This window comes from Olsenella sp. An285, assembly GCF_002159625.1.
GTDB classification, from domain to species: domain Bacteria; phylum Actinomycetota; class Coriobacteriia; order Coriobacteriales; family Atopobiaceae; genus Thermophilibacter; species Thermophilibacter avicola.
Window position 1 is genome coordinate 89,061 of record NZ_NFIZ01000008.1, and the last position, 21,524, is coordinate 110,584.

General features: G+C 69.6%; 14 protein-coding genes and 1 pseudogene. 6 read left to right on the plus strand and 9 right to left on the minus strand.

Annotated elements, in window-relative coordinates; all coding sequences use genetic code 11:
- Positions 1-94: 94 nt before the first annotated feature.
- From mgtA to nrdD, 3 genes are all read right to left on the minus strand, one after another.
- Positions 95-2,830 carry a magnesium-translocating P-type ATPase gene (gene mgtA / locus B5F79_RS06855; protein WP_087219297.1) on the minus strand — a complete coding sequence of 912 codons (2,736 nt, stop codon included), beginning with the start codon at positions 2,828-2,830 and terminating at the stop codon, positions 95-97.
- Positions 2,831-3,256: 426 nt separating this feature from the next.
- A complete protein-coding gene (gene nrdG / locus B5F79_RS06860; RefSeq protein ID WP_087219300.1) occupies positions 3,257-3,814 on the minus strand; it encodes an anaerobic ribonucleoside-triphosphate reductase activating protein in 558 nt (185 codons plus the stop codon).
- 296 nt (positions 3,815-4,110) lie between these two features.
- Positions 4,111-6,333: an anaerobic ribonucleoside-triphosphate reductase gene (gene nrdD, locus B5F79_RS06865; protein ID WP_087219303.1), complete on the minus strand. Its 2,223-nt coding sequence runs from the start codon at positions 6,331-6,333 to the stop codon at positions 4,111-4,113.
- A 362-nt stretch (positions 6,334-6,695) separates the two neighbouring features.
- Between nrdD and B5F79_RS06870 the strand changes: the two genes are divergently transcribed.
- From B5F79_RS06870 to B5F79_RS06880, 3 genes are read left to right on the plus strand one after another with little or no spacing between them, the layout of a single operon-like run.
- Complete coding sequence (locus B5F79_RS06870) at positions 6,696-7,856, plus strand: aminotransferase class I/II-fold pyridoxal phosphate-dependent enzyme (protein WP_087219306.1); 1,161 nt, start codon at positions 6,696-6,698, stop codon at positions 7,854-7,856.
- Positions 7,857-7,865: 9 nt separating this feature from the next.
- The gene (locus B5F79_RS06875; RefSeq protein WP_241147270.1) at positions 7,866-8,729 is read left to right on the plus strand and encodes a Cof-type HAD-IIB family hydrolase; all 864 of its coding nucleotides are present in this window, start codon (positions 7,866-7,868) and stop codon (positions 8,727-8,729) included.
- Between the two features lie 54 nt (positions 8,730-8,783).
- Positions 8,784-9,362 (plus strand): nitroreductase family protein, encoded by a 579-nt coding sequence (locus B5F79_RS06880; protein WP_087219309.1) that lies wholly within the window; start codon positions 8,784-8,786, stop codon positions 9,360-9,362.
- A gap of 44 nt (positions 9,363-9,406) precedes the next feature.
- On the opposite strand, the gene B5F79_RS06885 is transcribed toward B5F79_RS06880, so the two are convergent.
- From B5F79_RS06885 to B5F79_RS06910, 6 genes are all read right to left on the minus strand, one after another.
- Positions 9,407-10,066 (minus strand): potassium channel family protein, encoded by a 660-nt coding sequence (locus tag B5F79_RS06885; RefSeq protein WP_087219313.1) that lies wholly within the window; start codon positions 10,064-10,066, stop codon positions 9,407-9,409.
- 9 nt (positions 10,067-10,075) lie between these two features.
- Complete coding sequence (locus B5F79_RS06890) at positions 10,076-10,729, minus strand: potassium channel family protein (RefSeq protein WP_087219319.1); 654 nt, start codon at positions 10,727-10,729, stop codon at positions 10,076-10,078.
- A gap of 6 nt (positions 10,730-10,735) precedes the next feature.
- The gene (locus B5F79_RS06895) at positions 10,736-13,579 is read right to left on the minus strand and encodes a cation-translocating P-type ATPase (protein WP_087219322.1); all 2,844 of its coding nucleotides are present in this window, start codon (positions 13,577-13,579) and stop codon (positions 10,736-10,738) included.
- Between the two features lie 205 nt (positions 13,580-13,784).
- Positions 13,785-14,480 carry a response regulator transcription factor gene (locus B5F79_RS06900; RefSeq protein WP_087219325.1) on the minus strand — a complete coding sequence of 232 codons (696 nt, stop codon included), beginning with the start codon at positions 14,478-14,480 and terminating at the stop codon, positions 13,785-13,787.
- On the minus strand, positions 14,473-15,984 hold the full coding sequence (locus tag B5F79_RS06905; RefSeq protein ID WP_087219328.1) for a sensor histidine kinase: 1,512 nt from the start codon (positions 15,982-15,984) through the stop codon (positions 14,473-14,475). The genes B5F79_RS06900 and B5F79_RS06905 overlap by 8 nt, the downstream gene beginning before the upstream one ends.
- Positions 15,981-18,911, minus strand: coding sequence for an insulinase family protein (locus B5F79_RS06910; RefSeq protein ID WP_087219331.1), 2,931 nt, complete (start codon positions 18,909-18,911; stop codon positions 15,981-15,983). The genes B5F79_RS06905 and B5F79_RS06910 overlap by 4 nt, the downstream gene beginning before the upstream one ends.
- 251 nt (positions 18,912-19,162) lie before the next feature.
- On the opposite strand from B5F79_RS06910, the gene B5F79_RS06915 reads away from it, so the two are divergent.
- From B5F79_RS06915 to B5F79_RS06925, 3 genes and pseudogenes are all read left to right on the plus strand, one after another.
- Entirely contained in the window at positions 19,163-20,116 is a 954-nt protein-coding gene (locus tag B5F79_RS06915) for a DMT family transporter (protein WP_241147271.1), read from the plus strand.
- 228 nt (positions 20,117-20,344) lie between these two features.
- Positions 20,345-20,767 (plus strand): 6-pyruvoyl trahydropterin synthase family protein, encoded by a 423-nt coding sequence (locus tag B5F79_RS06920; protein WP_087219334.1) that lies wholly within the window; start codon positions 20,345-20,347, stop codon positions 20,765-20,767.
- Between the two features lie 198 nt (positions 20,768-20,965).
- A pseudogene (locus tag B5F79_RS06925) lies at positions 20,966-21,524 on the plus strand (glycoside hydrolase family 5 protein); the annotation flags it as partial.

Below are 21,524 nucleotides of genomic sequence, written 5' to 3' on the forward strand. Positions count from 1 at the left end.
TCCTCGTGTGACGCATGACAATGGGGACAGGGTGAATTGTCATGCGCTTGAGGTATGACAATTCACCCTGTCCCCATTGTCACACACAGGCGCCCTACAGCAGCGTTCCGTTGCGACGGACGAAGCGCCCGCGTGCGAGCAGCAGCACGGCCGCATAGAGTCCCACGATGCCCGCGAGCAGCGCGAAGTAGGGGAGGGGCAGCGGCGCGAGGTCGAGCGCCTCGCCAAGCGGCGTGAACGGCAGCGCCGTGACGAGGGCCACCCCCGTGACGCCGAGCGCTGTGAGGGGCGCCGCCGCGCGGCTCTCCACAAACGGAGCGCGCTGCGTGCGGACGAGGTGGACCGCCAGCGTCTGCGTCCACATGCTCTCGACGAGCCAGCCCGCCTGAAACGTCGCCACGAAGAGCGCCCGTCCGGCGTCGTCGAGGGCGCCCCAGGGCCCGCCCGCCGCTCCGGGGCACACCACGAAGAAGAGGGCGGCAAACGTGAGGAGGTCGAAGACCGAGCTCACGGGGCCCAGGGAAACCATGAAGCGGCGGATGGAGGCACTGTCCCACCTGCGCGGGGCGCGTACCAGCTCGTCATCGACGCTGTCCCAGGGAATCGCGGTGCAGGTGAGGTCGTACACCAGGTTGAGGAGCAGGAGCTGGACCGCGCTCATGGGAAGGAAGGGCAGCAGCAGCGAGGCGGCCAGCACGGAGAAGATGTTGCCGAAGTTGGAGCTCACGGTCACCTTCACGTACTTGGTCATGTTGGCGAGGGTCCGGCGCCCGCAGACGATTCCGCGCTCGAGCACGAGAAGGTCCTTCTCCAGCAGGATGAGGTCGGCCGCCTCGCGGGCCACGTCCACGGCGGAGTCGACGGAGATGCCGCAGTCCGAGGCCGCCATCGCCGCGGCGTCGTTCACCCCGTCGCCCATGAAGCCCACGGAGCGTCCCTCGCCCCTGAGCGCGCTCACCACGCGCGCCTTCTGGGAGGGCGAGAGCTTGGCGAGGACCGAGACGTCCCTCAGGCGGCGTGCGAGCGCCGCATCGTCAAGCGCCTCGATCTCGGAGCCCGTGAGCACGTCGCCCACGGGGATGCCGATCGCGCGGCACACGTGTGCCGCCACGCGCGGGGAGTCCCCGGTGAGGACCTTGGTCTCGACGCCGTGATCCGCGAGTGCCGCCACCGCCTCGGCCGCGCTCGCCTTGGGCGGGTCGAGAAACGCGAGAAGCCCCACGAGCGTCATGTTCTTCTCGTCAGCCGCGGTGAGCCTGCCGACGCCCTCCGGGTTCTCCCTGAGGGCCACCCCGAGGACGCGCATGCCCTGGGTCGCAAGGGCCTCGGCGCGGGCGGTGACGTCGTCTGCCAGCGACGTGGAGAGGGGCACGGTCCGCCCGTCGAGCTCGGCGAACGCGCAGGCGTCGAGCACCTCCTCGAGCGCCCCCTTGCAGATCATGAGCGTGTCTCCCGTCCTGTCGCCCACGACGACGCTGAGGCGCCTGCGCTCGAAGTCGAAGGGCAGCTCGTCGACGAGGTCGTACCGCTCGCAGAGCTCCTCCACTGAGGGGTCGAGCTCGAGCGCCCGGCGCAGGATGGCCGAGTCGATGAGGTTCTTGACGCCCGTCCCGAAGAAGCTGTTCACGAAGGCGGCGCGAAGCACGCCCGGGTCCTCCGCGCCCCGCACGTCGAGGTGGCGCTCGAGGGCCACGCGGTCCTCGGTGAGGGTCCCCGTCTTGTCGCAGCAGAGCACGTCGATGGCCCCGAGGTCAGAGACGGCGTCGAGCCTCTTCACGATGACCCTGTCGCGCGAGAGGTCGACCGCGCCCTTGCCGAGGCAGCACGTCACGAGCACGGGGAGCATCTCCGGCGTGAGCCCCACGGCCACGGAGAGCGAGAAGAGCACGGCGTCGACCCAGTTGCCCTTGGTGAGGCCGGACACGAGGACCACCGTCGGCACCATGACGAGCATGAGGGTCACGAGCAGGCGGCTCGTGCGGGCGACGCCCTCTCCCGAGGCGGTCGTGCGCCCGCGCCCCTCTGCGGAGGCGAGGCCCGAGGCAGCCTCGCCCATGAGGGTTGCGGCGCCCGTTGCCACCACCACGCCCGTGGCGGCGCCCGAGATAACGCTGCTGCCCAGGAAGACGAGGTCATCGAGGTCGGTGACGGCGACGTTGGCGGCTGCCCCCGCTCCCTCGGCGAGCTCCCGGCGCTTCTCCACGCTCTCGGACTCTCCCGTGAGCGCGGACTGGCTCACAAAGAGGTCGCGCGAGAAGATCAGGCGCAGGTCCGCCGGGACGAGGTCGCCCGAGGAGAGGTGCACGACGTCGCCCACGACGAGCTCGTCGACCGGCAGCTCCACGCGACCGGACCCAGCGCGCTCGACGCAGCAGGTGGTCTCGACCATCTCGGCGAGGGCCGCGGAGGCGTTGTCGCTCCGCTCGTCCTGGACAAGGCGCAGCGTACCGGACACCACCACCATGACGGCGATGATGGCGGGCGTGGTGAGGTCGCGCGCGCCCGGCCGCGCGAAGACCCAGTCCGTGAGCACGGAGACGATGGCTATGAGCACGAGGATGCCGGTGAAGGGGTCGAGGAACGCGGAGAGCACGCGCCGCGGGAGCGACGGGCGCTCGGTTCCCCCGAGGCTGTTCTCTCCCCAGAAGGCGCGCATCTGCGCGACCTCGTCCTCCGCAAGACCGGAGGCGCGCGTCCCGATCTCCGCGAGGAGCTCGTCGGGGGAGAGGGCGGCCACGTGGCGGAGCCAGTCGGCGCCCGCCCTGGGCGCGTTGGCGGTGACAGTGGCGCGGCGTGCGAGGGCACGCGAGAGGAGGGTGGTCAGCAGCATGGCTCCACCTCGCAATCCCGGGAACAAAAGGGCCGCTCGTGGCGGCCCGTGGGAGTGCTTCTTGAGCGTGCGCTATGCGCGGCGGCGCCAGCCGTCCCGACCGGCAGGCGTCTCTCCCATGGACCAACTTGTAGCGTGTGTGCGACTGTAACTGTCACTCATGGGGAAACCACCTCCCTCGGTCCGGGCGCGTGCCCGCCTCTCTTCTCTGGCCAGTATGCCCAATTCGCCTGCGTTCTACAACCAGGGATGACGGGTTGACAGCTTGCTCAGGTCAAACTGTCATGGGCGCAGCCGCGCTGGCGTGCGGCTGAGCGACACAATCGGGCTCGAGAATGTCGTTCTGCCGCACGTCAACCGTTGGGGTGCGGGAGAGCGACGTTTCCGTCCCGAAAAACGTCGCTCTCCCGCACGCGAGCCCCGTCGCTACATCGTGTGCGTGGAGAAGATCGGATCGTCCTCCCACCAGACCACGTCGTCGCCCGGCGCCTCGAGCGTGGCGGGGACGTCGATGAGCCGCTGGTTGGAGGAGCCGCGGAAGCGCAGCGTGATGTCGTGGAGGTCCTGCACGAAGGGTCCGTCCACGAGGACGTCCAGGGTGTCCAGCAGCCGGTCCGTGACGTCCCCCAGGTTCCAGGCGCCGCCGGGCGCGAGCTGGTCCCAGGTGTGGCCCGAGAAGAGCCAGATGGACTTGTCGCTCCCAAAGCGCTCGCGCACCGCCTCGAGAAAGCCCACGAGCCCGGCCTGGTTCTCCGGCTCCATCGGCTCGCCGCCCAGGATGGTGAGGCCGCCCACGTAGGGCACCTCCATCGAGTCCATGATCTTCTCGGCCACCTCCTGGGTGAAGGGCTCGCCGGCCTCGAAGTCCCAGGCCTCCTCGTTGAAGCAGTTGGGGCAGTGCAGGCGGCACCCGGAGACGAAGAGCGTGGTGCGCACGCCCGGTCCGTTTGCGATGTCGCAGTACTTGATGTTCGCGTAGTTCATTTGGATGCCTCCGGGCTCTGACGATGTGTGCCCCGTATCCTCACACCGATTAGGTAAAACGATGCCCCGGTGACATGAAGAACAGCGGTCACACGGGGCTTGCACAACCAACTATACCCCTTCCCGGTAATGACACGCCGAGAAGAACCGCAGGGCCGCCACCGGGCCGAGGCCCACGCGCCGCACCCTGAGATGACTCGCGGCGGATCCCAGGCGATGAGGTCCGCCGCGAGTTCTTTGCGCAGCAAAGCTGTCTGAGCGCCGGACCTCATCGCCTGGGGTCCGCGCGAAGGCTCCTACAGGTGCAGCACGCGGTCCTTGATCTCCTCGGTGCGGCCCTGGTTCCAGAACTGGGTGCCGATGTAGCCGCAGGTTCTTCTCGCCACGTTCATCTTGGACTGGTCGCGGTTGTGGCAGTGCGGGCACTCCCACACGAGCTTGCCGTCGTCCTCCACGATCTGGATCTCGCCGTCGTAGCCGCACACCTGGCAGTAGTCGCTCTTGGTGTTGAGCTCGGCGTACATGATGTGGTCGTAGATGTACTGCATGACGGAGATGACGGCCTCGAGGTTGTCCTGCATGTCCGGGACCTCCACGTAGGAGATGGCCCCGCCGGGGGAGAGGCGCTGGAACTCGGACTCGAAGCGCAGCTTGGTGAAGGCGTCGATGGGCTCGGTCACGTGGACGTGGTAGCTGTTGGTGATGTAGCCCTTGTCCGTGATGCCCGGGACGATGCCAAAGCGGCGCTGCAGGCACTTGGCGAACTTGTACGTGGTGGACTCGATCGGCGTGCCGTAGAGCGAGTAGTCGATGTTCTCGGCGGCCTTCCACTCGGCGCACTTGTCGTTCATGTGCTGCATGACGGCCAGGGCGAACGGCGTGGCCTCCTTGTCCGTGTGGCTGTGGCCGGTCATGGCCTTGACGCACTCGTAGAGGCCGGCGTAGCCGAGGCTGATGGTGGAGTAGCCGCCGTAGAGGAGCTTGTCGATCTTCTCGCCCTTCTTGAGGCGCGCGAGGGCGCCGTACTGCCAGAGGATCGGCGCGGCGTCGGAGGTGGTGCCGAGCAGGCGCTCGTGGCGGCAGCGCAGGCCGCGGTGGCAGAGCTCCAGGCGCTCGTCGAAGATCTCCCAGAACTTGTCCATGTCGCGGTTGGCGGAAAGGGCCACGTCAACGAGGTTGATGGTCACGACGCCCTGGTTGAAGCGGCCGTAGTACTTGGGCTTGCCCGGCTCGTAGTTGCCGGCGTTGGCCACGTTGTCGTAGCCGTTGCCCGAGCGGTCCGGCGTGAGGAAGGAGCGGCAGCCCATGCAGGTGTAGCAGTCGCCGTTGCCCTCGGTCTCGCCCTTGGAGAGCTTGTACTCGCGCATCTTCTTCTCGGAGATGTAGTCCGGCACCATGCGCTTGGCCGTGCACTTGGCGGCGAGCTTGGTGAGGTAGAAGTAGGGCGTGCCCTCGCGGACGTTGTCCTCCTCGAGCACGTAGATGAGCTTGGGGAAGGCGGGGGTGATCCAGACGCCGTCCTCGTTCTTGACGCCCTGGTAGCGCTGCTTGAGCATCTCCTCGATGCACATGGCCAGGTCGGCCTTCTCCTGCTCGTTCTTGGCCTCGTTGAGGTACATGAACACGGTGATGAAGGGGGCCTGTCCGTTGGTGGTCATGAGGGTGACCACCTGGTACTGGATGGTCTGCACGCCGCGGGCGACCTCCTCGCGCAGGCGCCCCTCGACGATCTGGGCCATCTTCTCCTCGCCGGGGTGGGCGTCGATGGCGGCCATCTCGGCCTCCACCTGGCGGCGGATCTTCTGGCGGGAGACGTCCACGAAGGGCGCGAGGTGCGTGAGCGAGATGGACTGGCCGCCGTACTGGCAGGAGGCCACCTGGGCGATGATCTGCGTGGCGATGTTGCAGGCGGTGGAGAAGCTGTGCGGGCGCTCGATGAGGGTGCCGGAGATCACGGTGCCGTTCTGCAGCATGTCCTCGAGGTTGATGAGGTCGCAGTTGTGCATGTGCTGCGCGAAGTAGTCGGAGTCGTGGAAGTGGATGATGCCCTCGTTGTGGGCCTCCACGATGTCGGCGGGGAGCAGCTCGCGCATGGTGAGGTCCTTGGAGACCTCGCCGGCCATGTAGTCGCGCTGGACGGAGACGACGGTGGGGTTCTTGTTGGAGTTCTCCTGCTTGACCTCCTCGTTGTTGCACTCGATGAGCGCGAGGATCTTGTCGTCCGTCGTGTTCTTGTGGCGCTTCTGGTTCTGCACGTAGCGGTAGATGATGTACTTGCGGGCCACCTCAAAGTGGTCGAGGGCCATGAGCTGGTCCTCCACGAGGTCCTGGACCTCCTCCACCGTGACGGTGTGGCCGGCCTCCATGCACTCGTCCGTGACGTTGAGGGAGGCGAACTTGACCTCGCGCTCGGTGAGGCGCTCGCTCTGGGGCACCTCCTCGTTGGCGGCGCGGATGGCGTTCTCGATTTTGGAGATGTCGAAGGTGACCTCCGAGCCGTTGCGCTTGATGATCTTCATGGCCTGTCTCACTCCCCGTAAAATAAGCGCCCGGAAGGGCGCGCTGAGCTGCTCGTAAGGCGGTTCCGGCACACACCATATAGTGTGCGCGAGAACCACTATGACACAAGTGGTAGTGGTCGTGTGTCAACAAAAACACAAGATATTGTTGATAAGGTGCTGATATGCTGTCGATAATCCATATAGCCGCAGGTAGGGAAAATGCGGTCCGAAAAAGCATTCCCTCAAATTGACATTGATGTTTCCGTGAGCGGCTCGGCGGGTGGCGCGGCGCCCGCAAGGGGTAGAGTTGAGGTCGCTCACAAGAACCGCGGCGGGGGCGTGCCGCCCCGCGCGCCGCGTGGCATGCAAGGGGGACGCACATGGACTTCTCAAAGCGGCTCGACCTGTTTGGCGACGAGGTGTTCGCGGCGCTCAACGTGAAGCGGCGCGAGCTCGAGGCCGCGGGCCGGCAGGTCTTTGACCTCTCGGTGGGCACGCCTGACTTCGAGCCGCCCGCCCACGTGGTGGACGCGCTGCTCAGGAGCGCGGCGAACCCGGCCAACTGGAAGTACTCGCTGCACGACAAGGACGAGCTGCTCGACGCCGTCTGCGGCTACTACGAGAGCCGCTTTGGCGTGGCCGGCATCACGCGCGACATGGTGGCGAGCTGCCGCGGCACCCAGGAGGGCCTGGGCTACGTGTGCGCCGCGCTGGCGGACCCGGGCGACGTGGGCCTCGTGCCCGACCCGTGCTACCCCGTCTTCCAGAACGCGACGCTGCTCGCCGGGGCCAAGCCGTTCTACTACCCGCTCACGGCCGAGCACGACTTCCTGCCGCACCTGGCCGACGTTCCCGCGGACGTGGCGGACGCGGCCAAGTACCTCATCCTCTCGCTCCCCGCCAACCCCGTGGGCTCGGTGGGCACGCCGGAGGTCTACGAGGAGGCCATCGCCTTCGCCCGCGAGCACGACCTCGTGGTCATCCACGACAACGCCTACTCGGACATCGTCTTCGACGGGGAGGCCGGCGGGTCGTTCCTCTCGTACCCGGGCGCGCTCGAGGTGGGCGTCGAGTTCCTCTCGCTCTCCAAGTCCTTCAACGTGACGGGCGCGCGCCTGTCCTTCCTGGTGGGCCGCCCGGACGTGGTGGCCGCCGCGAGGAAGCTCCGCGGCCAGGTGGACTTTGGCATGTTCTACCCCGAGCAAGACGCCGCGATCGCCGCGCTCACGGGCCCGCGCGACTCCGTCGAGCGCCAGCGCCTGCTCTACCAGGAGCGTCGCGACGCCCTCTGCGACGGCCTGGAGGCCATAGGCTGGGAGCGCCCCAACGCGCACGGTTCGATGTTCGTCTGGGCGCGCCTGCCGCACGGGCGCACGGACTCCGTGTCCTTCTCGCTCGAGCTCATGGAGCGCGCCGGCGTGATCGTGACGCCGGGCGCGAGCTTTGGCCCCTCGGGCGAGGGCTATGTGCGCATGGCGCTGGTCATGGGGCCGGAGCGCCTGCGCGAGGCCGTGGCCGCCATCGCCGCGTCCGGGCTCTAGGGGGCGCTCGTGGCAGAGAAGAACGCGACGGGCGAGAAGGGCGCGACGGGCGAGAGGGGCCGCGTCCCGGGCATCGTGACGCCGGGGGAGTGGACCACGCCCACGCGCGTGCGCGCCTGCCTCTTTGACGTGGACGGTACCACGCTCAGCCTCTCGCAGAACTGCGAGCCCGCCTCCACGCGCGAGGCCATCCACCGGCTCGCGGCGGCGGGGATCGTGCCGCTCCTGGCAACGGGGCGCGCCTCGTACCTGCTGGAGAAGATCGACCTCTCCGAGTTTGGCGGGGCCGTGCTCATAAACGGTCAGCTCGTCGAGGCAGACGGTCGCGTCATCCACTCCAACCCCATGGACAGGGACGACGTCAAGACGGTGGTGGAGCAGGTCCGCGCCGGGCTCTACACCTGCCTCTTCATGGAGCGCGACCGCATGTACATGAGCGCGATGGACGAGCGCGCCCAGGCCATGGTGGACCTCACGCACAACCACTACGAGGCCGGCGACGTGTCGTGGGCGCTCGAGAACGACGTCTACCAGCTCAACGTCATGGTGGGCCCGGGCGAGGAGCGGGTGGTCCTCGACGCCACGCGCCACACCAAGGCGACCCGCTGGAGCGACGTCTTCGCGGACGTCATGCCGGACACGGGCGGGAAGGACGCGGGCGTGCGCATCCTGCTGGACGCCCTGGGCATCGCGCCCGAGGAGTGCGTGGCCTTTGGCGACGGCGGCAACGACGTCGACATGTTCGGCGTGGTGGGCACCTCCGTCGCCATGGGCAACGGAGGTGCCGAGGCAAAGGCGGCGGCGACCTACGTCACCGACCACATAGACGAGGACGGTGTCTGGAACGCCTGCGTCCGTCTCGGCCTTCTGTAAATTGGGGACTGTCCCCAATTCACAGACTGCCTAACTACCGGAAAGGGGAGTCACATGAACGGGATGGAGTTCCAGGACCTGGTGGCCGCGTCGAGGACCTACCGGCGCTTCAGCGACAAGCGCGTGGGGAGCACCGTCCTCACGGGCCTCGTTGACGCGGCGCGCCTGGCGCCGTGCGGCAACAACATGCAGCTCCTGCGCTTCCGCGTGGTGGGCGAGAAGGACGAGTGCGACGCCGTCTTCGGCCACCTGCGCTGGGCGGCCCTCTACAAGGACTGGGACGGCCCGACCGAGGGCGAGCGCCCGCACGGCTACGTGGTGATCTGCGTTCCCGACAACCTGGCCGACAACCCCATCCGCCTCATCGACGTTGGCATCGCCGCGCAGACCATGGCGCTCGCCGCCTGCGCGCGCGGGCTCGGGTGCTGCATGCTGAGGAGCTTCGACGAGGGTCTCGCGGCCGAGCTCGCGCTGCCCGAGGGGCTCGTCCCCGCGCTCGTGCTCGCCGTGGGCGGGCGCGGCGAGCGCGTCTGCCTGGAGGGGCCCGACACCGAGCACGGCCTCGCGTACTGGCGCGAGGCCGACGGCACCCACTGCGTGCCCAAGCTGCGGCTGGAGGACCTGCTCGTCTAGTGATGCGAAGGGACAGCCCCTTCGCATCATCTCGGCGTGCGCCCTTACGCGAACGCGCGGTGCAGGCGCGAGCGCCCCTCGGCGTCCGTGAAGGCGATGATCTTGTCGCCCGCGACAAAGCGTGTGTCGCCCTTGGGGACGATGATGTCCCCGTCCCTGTCTACGGCCACGAGGATGGTCGATCCGGGCAGCTCGACGTCGCGCAGGGCCTCGCCCACCACGCGCGACCCGGGGCGCACCTCCACGCGCACGACGGCGTGGCCGTCCTTGCCCAGGCGCAGAATCGTGAAGACGTCGCGCAGATCGAGCCCCTCCTGCACGGAGCGGGCCAGAAGCTCGGCCTGGTTGATGCCCACGTCCACGCCCATGCCCTCGTTGAACATCCAGGCGTTGACCGGGTTGTTCACGCGCGCCACCACGCGGCCGACGCTGTACTCCATCTTGGCCAGCGTGGAGACCACGAGGTTGACCTCGTCGGAGCCCGTCGCCGCAACGACGACGTCTGCGTGGAGGATTCCGGCGCGCTCCAGCATGATGGGGTCCGCGCCGTTGCCCAGGATCACGTCGCGCTCGCCAAACTGCGCGCGCAGCCGCGCCACGTGGTCCTTTCGGCTCTCGATGATGCGGATGCGGTAGCCGTCCTCGGCGAGCAGAGACGCGAGGTAGGTGCCGGTCTTGCCGCCGCCAACTATGATGATGTCCATGGTGACCTCCTACTCGCTCTTGCCGATCATATAGCGGAACTTGGCCGAGGCGCTCGATGCCACGGCGGCATAGATCACGTCGCCGTGCTCGAGCACGGTCCCCAGCGTGGGGATGAAGGTCTCGTTGTTGCGCGAGACCGCCACGACCTCGACCTCGCCGATGGCCGTGACCTCCCGCACGGGGCGGCCCTCCAGGAGGGCAGGCACGTCGCTGCGCACGAGCTGCACGTCCCCGGAGCCCACCTCTAGGACCGTGTCCATCTCCTGGTAGGTGAGCAACTCGCAGGCGTGGCGGATGCCCCAGTCGGTGGTCGAGATGGTCTGGATGCCCAGGCGGCGGTAGGCCTCGGCCTTGCTGATGTCGTAGAGGCGGGCGATGACGCGGGGGACGCGGTAGGTGTCGCGCGCCACGCGGGCGATGACGATGTTGGCCTCGTCGGACGAGGTGCAGGCGATGACGGCGCTCGCGCGGTCGATGCCCGCGTCCGCGAGGACGTCGCGGTCAAAGCCGACGCCCGTCACGCGCCTCCCGGCAAAGTCCTCGCCCAGCGCCTCGAGCTCCTCGGGGTCGCGGTCGATGACGGTTACCTCGTGTCCCTGGCGGCAGAGCCTCTCGGCGAGGCCTCGCCCCATGTGGCCGGCGCCCACAACGATGACGTTCATGATGACCTACCTTCCCTCGGCGACCGCGCGCGGCGCGCGGCGACGCCTGATCTGACGGAACAGGGCCTTGCGGGCCTCCTCGACTGCCAGCACGAGCGGCGGCAGGCAGCAGAGGAAGACGTAGTCCCAGACCCCGAGCGGGCTGGTGTGGAAGACCGCCTGGAACGGCGGGAAGAGCGTGATGAACACGATAAGGCAGATTTCGAAGACGATGCCCACGTTGATGTGGCGGTTGGAGAAGAGCCCTCGCGAGAAGACCGATGCGGTCTCGGTGCGGCAGTTCAGGACCTGTCCTATCTGGGCAAACACGATGGCCGCGAGGCACATGGTCGTGGCGCGCACGTAGACAGGGTCGAGGTCCGCGCCCACGCCAAACATCTCCAGCCCCGGTGCCCAGCCGGCCTCGATCTGCGCGAAGAGGTAGGCGGCCATGGAGACGATGCCGCCCATGAGGCCGTACCAGAGGAAGGCCTTGCGCATGAGCCTGCCGGTGAGCAGCGGCTCCTTGGGGTCGCGCGGCGGGCGGTCCATGACGTCGTCCTCGGGCGGCTCGCAGCCCAGGCCCAGCGCCGGCAGCATGTCGGTGCCCAGGTCGATCGTGAGGATCTGCATCGTGGTGAGCGGCAGCGGTACGGCGCCCCCCGAGAGCAGGTAGACGGCCGAGGGAACGGCCTCGGGCATGTTGGAGTTCAGGATGTAGAGCATGAACTTGCGGATGTTGGCGTAGACCGCGCGGCCCTCCTCGATGGCGTGCACGATCGAGGCGAAGTTGTCGTCGGTGAGCACCATGTCCGCGGCCTCCTTGGCGACGTCGGTGCCCGTTATGCCCATCGCGACGCCGATGTCGGCCTTCTTGAGGGCGGGGGAGTCGTTCACGCCGTCGCCGGTGACGGCCACGATCTCGCCCATCTGCTGGAGGTTCTCCACCACGCGCAGCTTCTGCTCGGGCGCCATGCGGGCAAAGACCACCTCGCCGCGCAGGGCCTCCTTGAGCTCGTCGTCGCTCGTGCGCTCGAGCTCCACGCCAGAGAACACCCGCGGGTGCTCGCCGCGCACGATGCCGATCTTGCGGGCGATGGAGACCGCGGTGAGGCCGTAGTCGCCCGTGACCATGATTACGCGAATGCCGGCGCGGCGGCACTGCTCCACGGCCGCGGCGACCTCCGGGCGCGGCGGGTCCTGCATGACCTCGAGGCCCACGAACGTGAGGTCGCGCTCGATGGTCTCGGGCGAGTACTCGCTCATGGAGCGCGGCACGCTCGGGTCGTCCGCGGCAAGGGGGCGGTACGCCACGGCAAGCACGCGCAGGCCGTCGGCGGCGTAGGCGTCGTTGGCCGCCATGATCTTGTTTCTGAGCTCGTCGGTCATGGCCTCGGGCTCGCCGTCGGCGCGCACGCGGGTTGAGAGGCGCACGACCTCGTTGGGGGCGCCCTTCACAAATGCCACGCGCCGGGCTCCGTCGAGCGGCTCGGAGAGCTGGTGAATCGTCGTCATGCGCTTGCGGCGGCTCTCAAAGGGAAGCTCGCGCACGCGGGGCCACGCCGCCTCCTGCTCGGAGGGCTCGATGCCGGCCTTCTGCGCGGCAACGAGCAGGCACGCCTCGGTTGGGTCGCCCAGCACGGTGTAGCGCCCGCCCTCCTCCTCGGGCGACAGCAGCCGCGCGTTGGAGCACAGCGCCCCTCCCGCCACCAGGAGCCGCAGGTCGTCGTCCATGTGGGCGTCCACGCTCTTCTCGCCCAGGCGCACCTCGCCCACGGGCGCGTATCCGACGCCGGTGACCTCGTACTCGTGGCTCACGGTCCACAGGTGGTTCACGGTCATCTCGTTCTGCGTGAGCGTGCCCGTCTTGTCCGTGCAGATGACCGAGGTCGAGCCCAGGGTCTCCACGGAGTTGAGCCTCTTCACGAGCGCGTTTCTCTTGCTCATGCGCTGCACCGCCATGGCAAGCGAGAGCGTCACGGTGGGCAGCAGCCCCTCCGGGATGAAGGCCACCACCATGCCCAGCGAGAAGATGAACGCCGCGGCGAACTCGCTGCCCACGAACATCTGGTCAAGCAGGAAGAAGCCCACGCCCATGCACGCCGCGAAGATGGTGATCTGCTTGGTGGTGCGGTTGAGCTGCAGCTGCAGCGGGCTCTGGACCTCCTCCATGTTCTGCGTGAGGTGGGCGATCTTGCCAAACTCCGTGTCCATGCCGATGCGCGTGACCACGGCGCGGCCGTTCCCCTCCGAGACCGAGGTGCCCGCAAAGATGAGGTTGGGGGTCTCGGCCTGGGTGAGGTCGTCCTCGAGCACGGCGTCGGCCGTCTTGCGCACGGGGTTGGACTCGCCCGTGAGCGTGGACTGGTTCACCTGCAGGTCCGAGGCGCGCACCACGCGGGCGTCCGCGGAGATCTTGTCGCCCTCGGCAAGCACCATGACGTCGCCGGGGACGAGGTCCTCCGCCAGGATCTTCTGCTCCTGCCCGTCGCGGATGACGCTCGCGTAGGACGGCAGCATCTTCTTGAGCGCGTCGGTGGCCTTGCCGGCGCGGTACTCCTGCCAGAAGCTGAAGCACCCGTTGATGACGTTCACGAGCCACACCGCCACGCCCAGCTCCGGAAGCCCCGCCACGAAGGCGATGATGCCGGCAGCCCACAGCAGGATGGCCATGAGGTGCGTGAAGTTTGACAGAAACGCCAGCACCGGGGACTTCTTCTTCTCGGTCTGGATGAGGTTCTTGCCCTGCCTGGCCTGGCGCGCCTCGGCCTCGGCCTGCGTGAGGCCCGCGCTTGACGTCTCCAGTGCCGAGAAGACCCTGTCGGGTGTGAGGCGCTCGACGGCAACGGGTGCCGTCTGAGTCTCGTCCATAGTCCTCTCCTTCCCGTGTTCCCGGCGCGCCTCGTGCTGCGGCGCGCCCTCGTACGCGGCTAGGGTAGGGCAGGGCGGAAGAGGGGCGCGGCGTGGGTCCGGCAGCTGGACAAAACGTCACGCGCTGAGCATAAAGACGCAGTTAAGAAGAGGTGTCTTGAGATTAAGGTCGCATTAAGGCCGCAGGTTGCGGCGTCGCGGCCGGTCACTCCGCCTGCACCATGCGGTAGCCCACGCCCACGTGCGTCTGGATGAGGCCGGCGCCGACCTTCTTGCGCAGCGACGCCATGATCACGCGAAGCGACGCGAGGTCCCCCACCTGCCCCTCTCCCCACGCGTGCTCGAGCAGGTACTGGTGGGTGAGGACCTTGCCCTCGTTTCTGGCAAGAAGGGCAAGCAGCCGGTGCTCGATCGGGGTGAGGTGCACCTCCTCGCCGGAGAGCCGCACGATTCCCGAGGCGTAGTCGATGGAGAGCGCCCCGTTCTCGAAGGCGGCCCCCTCGGCGGCGCCGGCCGGCTCCTGGGCAACGCGCCGCAGCGCCACGCGCACGCGCGCGAGCAGCTCCCCCACCGAGAAGGGCTTCACGAGGTAGTCGTCCGCGCCGGCGTCGAGCGCGCCGATCTTGTCGGCGTCCTCCCCGCGGGCGGAGACCACGATGATGGGCGTCTCCGACCACGTGCGCACGCGCCGCACGACCTCGATGCCGTCCATGTCGGGCAGCCCCAGGTCAAGCAGAATCACGCTCGGCGAGCGCTCCGCCGCGCACGCGATGGCGGCGGCTCCCGTCTGCGCGACGGCATGGCCCCACCCGCGCGTCTCGAGCGCGGTGGAGACGAGGCTCGCGATGGCGGGGTCGTCCTCGACGACGAGGATGAGCGGGGCGGGGCGCTGGTCAGACACGGGGGACCTCCTCTGCGGGCAGCGAGAGCGCGAAGACGCAGCCGCGGGGCGCGCGGTCGCGCACCGCAATGGTACCCCCGTGGGCGCGGGCGATGGCGCGGCACACGGCAAGCCCCAGGCCGACGCTGCGCGTGCCGTCGGGAAGGGCGCCCCCGGTCGTGCGGAACGCCTCGAAGACGCGGTCCTTCTCGGCATCGGGGATGCCGGGGCCGTCGTCTGCCACGCAGATCTCGACCATCTGCGCCACGCGCGCGGCAGAGACGCAGACGTGGCTTCCGGCGGGAGTGTGCGCAAGCGCGTTTGCCACCAGGTTCACGATCGCCTGCACCGTGAGCGACGGGTCCGCGTGGACCAGCAGGGGCTCCGCGGGCGCATCAAAGCGCACCTCGTGGTCCGCGTCCGCGGGGACGTGGCGCAGCGCCTCCTCCACGAGGTCGTCCACGAGCTCGCAGTCCGCCTGGGGCGTGACGCCGCCGTCCTCGAGGCGCGTGACCGTGAGGAGGTTCTCCACGGTGCCCCGCAGCCAGATGGCGTCGTCGCGGATGGCGCGCGTGAGGGTGCTGCGACGCTCGGAGTCGAGGACGTCCCCGGCGGCAAGGAGGACGTCGGCGTTGCCCGAGATGGAGGTGAGCGGCGTGCGCAGGTCGTGGGAGATGGAGCGGAGCAGGTCGGCGCGGGTCTGCTCGTTGCGGGCGCGCACGGCGGCCTCCTCGCGCTCGGCGAGCGCACGCAGGCGATCTGCCGCGAGTCCGGCGAGGCCGCACGCCGAGCGCCAGAGCTCGAGGTCGTCGTCCGCCACCCCCTCGGCAGGCACCAGCCCCATCACGCCGACGGGCGGCTCGCCGCCTCCGATAGGGAGGTAGAGGCCCGAGGCAGACGAGAAGGACGAGGTCGCGGCACCCGCCGCGGTGCGGTTGACAAGGGCGCGCACGGCAACCGCGCGCTCCTCGACCACGCTGGTTCCGGGCGAGAGCGGGTAGGTGCGCGGCGGCGCGAGCGAGGCGCCCCCAGGAAGGGTGGCGTACCATGCGAGCGAGCGGCCGAGCCCTGTCGCCTCGGCCGCCATGACGCCCACAACGGCGTCGAGGCCGGGGCAGCCCTGGAGCCTTCCGCTCAGGTCGAGCAGCGCCTGCGTGCGGGCGCGGGCGGCCTCCGCCTCGCGCGCCTGGAGGCGCAGGCGGGCGGCAAGGTGGCCCGCGACGAGCGCCACGACAAACATCACCGCAAAGGTGCCCGGCATCGCGGGGTCGAGCGCGGCGAGCGAGAGCGTGGGCGCGGCGAAGAAGAAGTTGAAGGAGAGGACGGAGAGCGCGGCTGCGATGAGGCACCACGGGCCGCCCGGGGTGGCAAGCGCCACCCCGATGACGGCGAGCACGTAGGTGACGACCACGGTGGCCTCCTGGAGGCCCGCCGCGCGCAGCAGCATCCCCGCGGCCGTTGCCGCGGCGAGCACCCCCGCGGTCACGAGCAGCGACGCGAGGGGGCCGTCCCTCCTCATCATCATCTGACGAGCTCGACGACGGCGTCGAAGGGCACACCGGACTCATCGACGGCGTCGCGCCCGCCAAAGACGCAGATTCCGCGCTCGGCGGTCTCGTCCGCGAGCGCCGCGGCGAGGGAGCGCAGGTCGTCGGCCGTGGTGGCGAGCTCCTGGGCGCGCACGACGTCGCGCCAGCCGGGCTCCTTGCCGCCGAAGCGCGCCACGTCCTGGCGCCGGGCCATCTGGCGGGGCTTCACCGGCGCGTCGTGCGCGGCCACGGTGGCCACCACGTAGCCCTCGAGCTCCTCGGGCGAGCCGTCCCACGCCGCGAGCCAGGCCGCGGCGCCGTCGTAGCGCTCGAGCGTGGCGTCAACGGCGGGGTCGCGGAAGCTCCAGAAGGCGCTCAGCCCCTCGCTCGTGCGCCTGAAGCCGCAGCCGTAGGCGCCGCCCTTCACGCGCACCTCGTTCCAGAGGTAGTCGTAGGAGAGGGCCCTCGTGGCCACCTGCCAGGCGCCGATGGTCCCGTGGTCGGCCTCGCTCCTCCCGTTGCCGCGGACCACGTAGCTCACGTCCGAGGGGATGAGGAAGGCCTCGTTCCTCGGCGTCGGGGCCGGCACCTCCAGGCGCCGCGCGGCGTCTCCCGCCGGCGCGAGCCCGAGCGAGCCGCCCTCCTCCCAGAAGCGCGCGCGGTCCTCGGCGGAGCCGGTGAAGCTCACGGTCACGGCGTCGGCGGTGAAGACGCGCGCCGCGAGGGCGGAGAGGCGCCCCGGGAGCTCGGGCGAGCGCTCGTCCCACGCGGTGAGGAGGTCGCGGAGGAAGAGGTAGTACTCGAGGCCGGCCATCGCGCTCGACGCCACGGCGGCGGACGAGAAGTACGCGTTGGCCCGCGACGCCGCCGCGGTGTGGCCCGAGCTCACAAAGTACTGCTCGAGCGCCACCCTGCGCTGCGTGAGGATGTCCCGGATGCGGGCGAGGTCGTCGAAGCGGGTCCTGCCCCAGACCTCGGGCGGGATCGTGGCGAGCGCGCCGACCTTCTCGCCGAGCGCGGAGGCGCCCACCACGAGCGCGGGCGCGGCGTAGGTGGGGTCAGCGTCGCGGGCGTAGGTCTCGGTGAAGAAGTCGAGCCCGCCGAGGTTGGTCTCCACCAGGGTGTCGAGGTCGGAGGCCGCGTGGAGGTCGGTGTCGAGCTTGCCCAGGAGGTCTGTGAGCACGCCCACGTAGGGGAGGTCCGCAAAGTCGAGGCGGCGCAGGTCAAAGTAGTGGTAGACGTAGTCGATGCCGTGGGTGTCCAGCTCGTGGGCGATGCAGGGGAGCGGCGCCTCCACGTCCGCGGGCTCGCCCTCCGGCGCGGGCGGCTCCACGTCCGCCACGGAGAGGCGCGGCAGCCGCGCGAGGTCCTCGGGGGCGTCCGGCGCCTCCTGCTCCGCGCGCAGCGCGGCGACCTCCTCGCGCACGGCCTCGAGGTCCTTCTCGGTCATGCCCTCGCGCAGGCGTGCGAGCTCGGCCTCCTCCTCGGCGGCGTCGCCCTCCTCGACGGGCACGATCTCGACCTCGGCGCAGTGGGCGCTCTCGCACACGAGCTCGCGCAGCAGGCGCTCGAAGTAGTCCCCCTCGAGGCCGGCCTTGAGCTCGGCGAGGGCGTCCTCGTAGCGCAGGTAGTCGAGGGGGCGGTCCTCGTCGTAGAGCCAGCTGGACATGGCCATCATGGAGAGGGCCACGCCGTCCGGGTAGCCGCCCCAGTCTCCCTCGCGCAGGTTGAACTCCGCCTGGGCGAGCGCCGCCGCGAGCTTGTCGCGCGGGATGCCGCCCTCGGCGAGCTCCGCGCACGTTGCCTCCACGAGCTCGCGGAACCTCTCGCCCGCGCCCTCACGCAGGCCGCGCAGGACGAACATCGCCTGGGGCTGGAGCACGCCGTCCACGAGCATGGCGGAGAAGTCGTCCGCGAGCCCGGCGTCCAGGACGCGCCGCTTGAGCGGGGCCTCGTTGGAGCCGCAGAGGGCGTCCAGCAGCACGTCAACGGCGAGCACGCGCGTGCGGTCCGCCGCCGTGCCCAGCACGTAGGAGAGGCCGATCGAGGAGTTGCTCGGCGCGGTGGCCATGGTGACCTCGCGGCGGCCCGGCCTCACGGGCGCCTGGAGCCCAAGCTCGTTGGGCGCGCCTGCACCGCGCTCGGCGGCCCCGCGGAAGCGCTCGTCGATGAAGGCGAGCTCGCGGTCTATGTCCAGGTCCCCGTAGAGCACGGTGTAGCTGTTGGAGAGCGCGTAGTGGCGCGCGTGGGTGTCCAGGAAGGCCTCGTACGTGAGCTGCGGGATCGCGCGCGGGTTGCCGCCCGACTCCTTGCCGTAGCAGGTGTCGGGGAAGAGCGCGCGGGAGAGCTCCTGGTAGAGGACGTCGTCCGGGTCGGAGAGCGCGCCCTTCATCTCGTTGAAGACCACGCCGTTGTAGGAGAGCTCGCCCTCGGCGCTGGCCTCCAGGTGCCAGCCCTCCTGCTCGAAGATGCGGGGGCGTTGGTAGATGGCCGGGTGGAGCACGGCGTCCAGGTAGACGCCCATGAGGTTCTCGAGGTCCGCCACGTTGGTGGAGGCCACCGGGTACATGGTCTTGTCCGGGAAGGTCATCGCGTTGAGGAACGTCTGCATGCTCGTCTTGAGCAGGTTGACGAAGGGCTCCTTCACGGGGTAGCGGTCGGACCCGCAGAGGACCGAGTGCTCCAGGATGTGGAAGACGCCCGTGTCGTCCGCGGGCGGGGTCTTGAAGGAGATGGCGAACGAGCGGTTGGTGTCCGCGCAGGCGAGCCAGAGCGCGCGGGCGCCGGTGGCGTCGTGGCGCATGAGGTACGCCTGGCCGGAGAGCTCGGGGAGCGCCTCCACGCGTATGACGGTGAAGCCCTCGTGGACGGTGCCCGCCGCGAGCGCGGGGTCGGGGGTGGCAAAGCGGTTCTGCTGGGTCATTGGTCTCCTCCTTGCGGACTAGTTCTGTGACAGTTTACCCCGTCGCCTGCCCGGGCATGTTTCTGCCGCCGCCTCCCTCCGCTGGGCGCCGCCGCGCGGCGAGGCGTGGCGCGGTCGGCGAGAAAGAGCTTCTGCCACTATTTGGCCCTTCTTTGGGCGGATTGTTGGCAAGAACTCTTTCTCGGCGCTTTCGCTCCGCTTGCCGGAAGGTGGTAGGCTATCGCGGGCACGTTCGAGCAGGGGGAGGTTTCGTGGTCGAGAAGAACGTCGAGAGCGGCACGGGCGCCGAGGGGGGCGCGCCGTCCGAGCGGGACCTCGAGCGTCGTCGGCGCATCCGGCGCGGCATCATGGCCACCCTCGTGGGAGGCACGTTCTGGGGCCTCAACGGCACCGTCTCCAAGTGGCTCATGGACACGTACGCCATCGACCCGCTCTGGCTCGTGTGCCTGCGCGAGCTCGCCGCCTGCTGGCTCTTTCTGGCGGCCGCCGCCGTCACGTCCCGCGGGCGCGAGCAGCTGGCGGGCGTGTGGAGAAGCCCGCGCGACCTCCTGGCCATCCTGGGGGTGAGCCTGGGCGCCATCCTCTTCTCCCAGGTGGCCTACCTCGAGGCCATCGACTGGACCAACTCCGCCACGGCCACGATCATGCAGAGCCTGGGCATGGTGCTCGTGCTGGCCTACGTGTGCCTCAAGATGCGCCGCCGCCCGCGCCGACGCGAGGCGCTCGGCGTCGTCCTGGCGCTCGCCGGGACCTACCTCGTGGCCACGGGCGGCAACCCGGGGCAGCTCAGCCTGCCGCCCCAGGGCCTCTTCTGGGGGCTCGCCTGCGCGGGGGCGGCCGCCTGCCTCTCGATCCTGCCCGCGGCGCCCATGGCAAAGTGGGGCAACTTCACGGTCAACGGCCTCGCGTTCCTCTTCTCCGGCATCATCCTCACGGCGGTCTACCGGCCCTGGGAGCACATGCCCGCGCTCGACGGCGTGGCGGTGGCGGTGCTCGCCGCCTGCGTGGTGGTGGGGACCTTCGGCGCGTACGCGCTCTACCTCCAGGGCGTGAAGGACGCCGGCTCCATGCGTGCGAGCCTGCTCGGGACCATCGAGCCCGTCACCGCCACCGTGGCCACGGTCGTGTGGCTGGGCACGTCCTTCTCGCCCGCGGACATCCTGGGGTTTGTCCTGATCATCGCGATGGTGTACCTCACCGCGTAGTCGGGGCTCGCGGCCGCTGCCGGGGCTCGCGGGCGCCCGTAGCATGCCCGCCGTCCGCGTTCGATCGAAAAGCCGCAGTTGGCGAGAAGAACGTGGCGCAGAGGGCATACTATCCCCCGGCTCCGCCTCACCACGCTGCGCCCGCAGGCGCCGCCTCGCCCCGGCGTGGCCGTCGCGCTACCATGGTGGTCACGAACGGCCCGCGCGACCGCGCGAGAGAGGGAAGGCATGTACGGACTCAAGACAGAGGCGAGCTTCGACTCGGCCCACTTCCTGGCGGACTACCACGGCAAGTGCGAGAACCTCCACGGGCACCGCTGGCGCGTGGTCGCGTACCTGCGCACGGACGAGCTCGGCGCCGCCGGCACGGAGCGCGACATGGTCTGCGACTTCGGCGTCTTCAAGCGCGCGGTCCGGGCGCTCGCGGAGGAGTTCGACCACACCTTCCTCGTGGAGGGGGGGACGCTCAGGCCCGAGACCGTGGCCGCGCTCGAGGGCGAGGGCTTCTCCCTCACCGTCCTGCCCTTCCGCACCACGGCGGAGAACCTCGCGCGCCACTTCTGCGAGCGCCTGCGCGCGCAGGGGATGCCGTGCTCGCAGGTGGACGTCTACGAGACGCCTCTCAACTGCGCCACGTACCTGGCGGACTGACGCCCGGCCGACGCCGCGCTCCCGCCCCGCCTGCGCCAGCCTGACGCCGCGCTTGCAGCAACCTGACGCCCCGCTGGCCCCTAGCCGCCGGGCGCCGCCCGGTTGCCGTCCGCCACCTCGATGTTATTGCGCAAGAGATATGCGCCTCCGGTGGCTATACTCTTTCTGAGGGGCACAGCGAGAGAGCGGAGGTGCGCCATGGCCAACCATCCCCTGCACGGAGTCAATCTGACGGGCTGGCTCACGCTTGAGTCGTGGGTCACTCCCGAACTCTTTGCCGAGGCGGGCGCCCTGGACGAGCACGCCCTCGTGAGCGCCCTCGGGCCGGACCGCTACGCCGAGTTCGTGCGCGCCCACCGCGAGGAGTTCGTGACGCGGGACGACTTCGTCAAGATCGCCGCCCGCGGCTTCAACGCCGTGCGCCTTCCCATACCCTGGTACGTCTACGGTGACGAGGGACCGGAGCCCGGGCCCTACGTGGGCTGCATCGAGCTCGTGGACCAGGCGCTCGAGTGGGCGGAGGAGATAGGCCTCAACGTGGTCTTTGCCCTCGCGATCAATCCCGGCGGCCCGCACGCGGACGACGGCATGGCCCCCGACAACGCTGACTGCCACGTCCCGCGCGAGCGCATCCTCGACGTGGTCTACGCCCTCGCCAAGCGCTACGCCTCCCGCGTGGGCTTCTTCGGCATCGAGCTCGCGGACGACGCCGTGCCGCAGGTCCGCCGCGGCCTCACGCTCACGGACGGCATCCCCC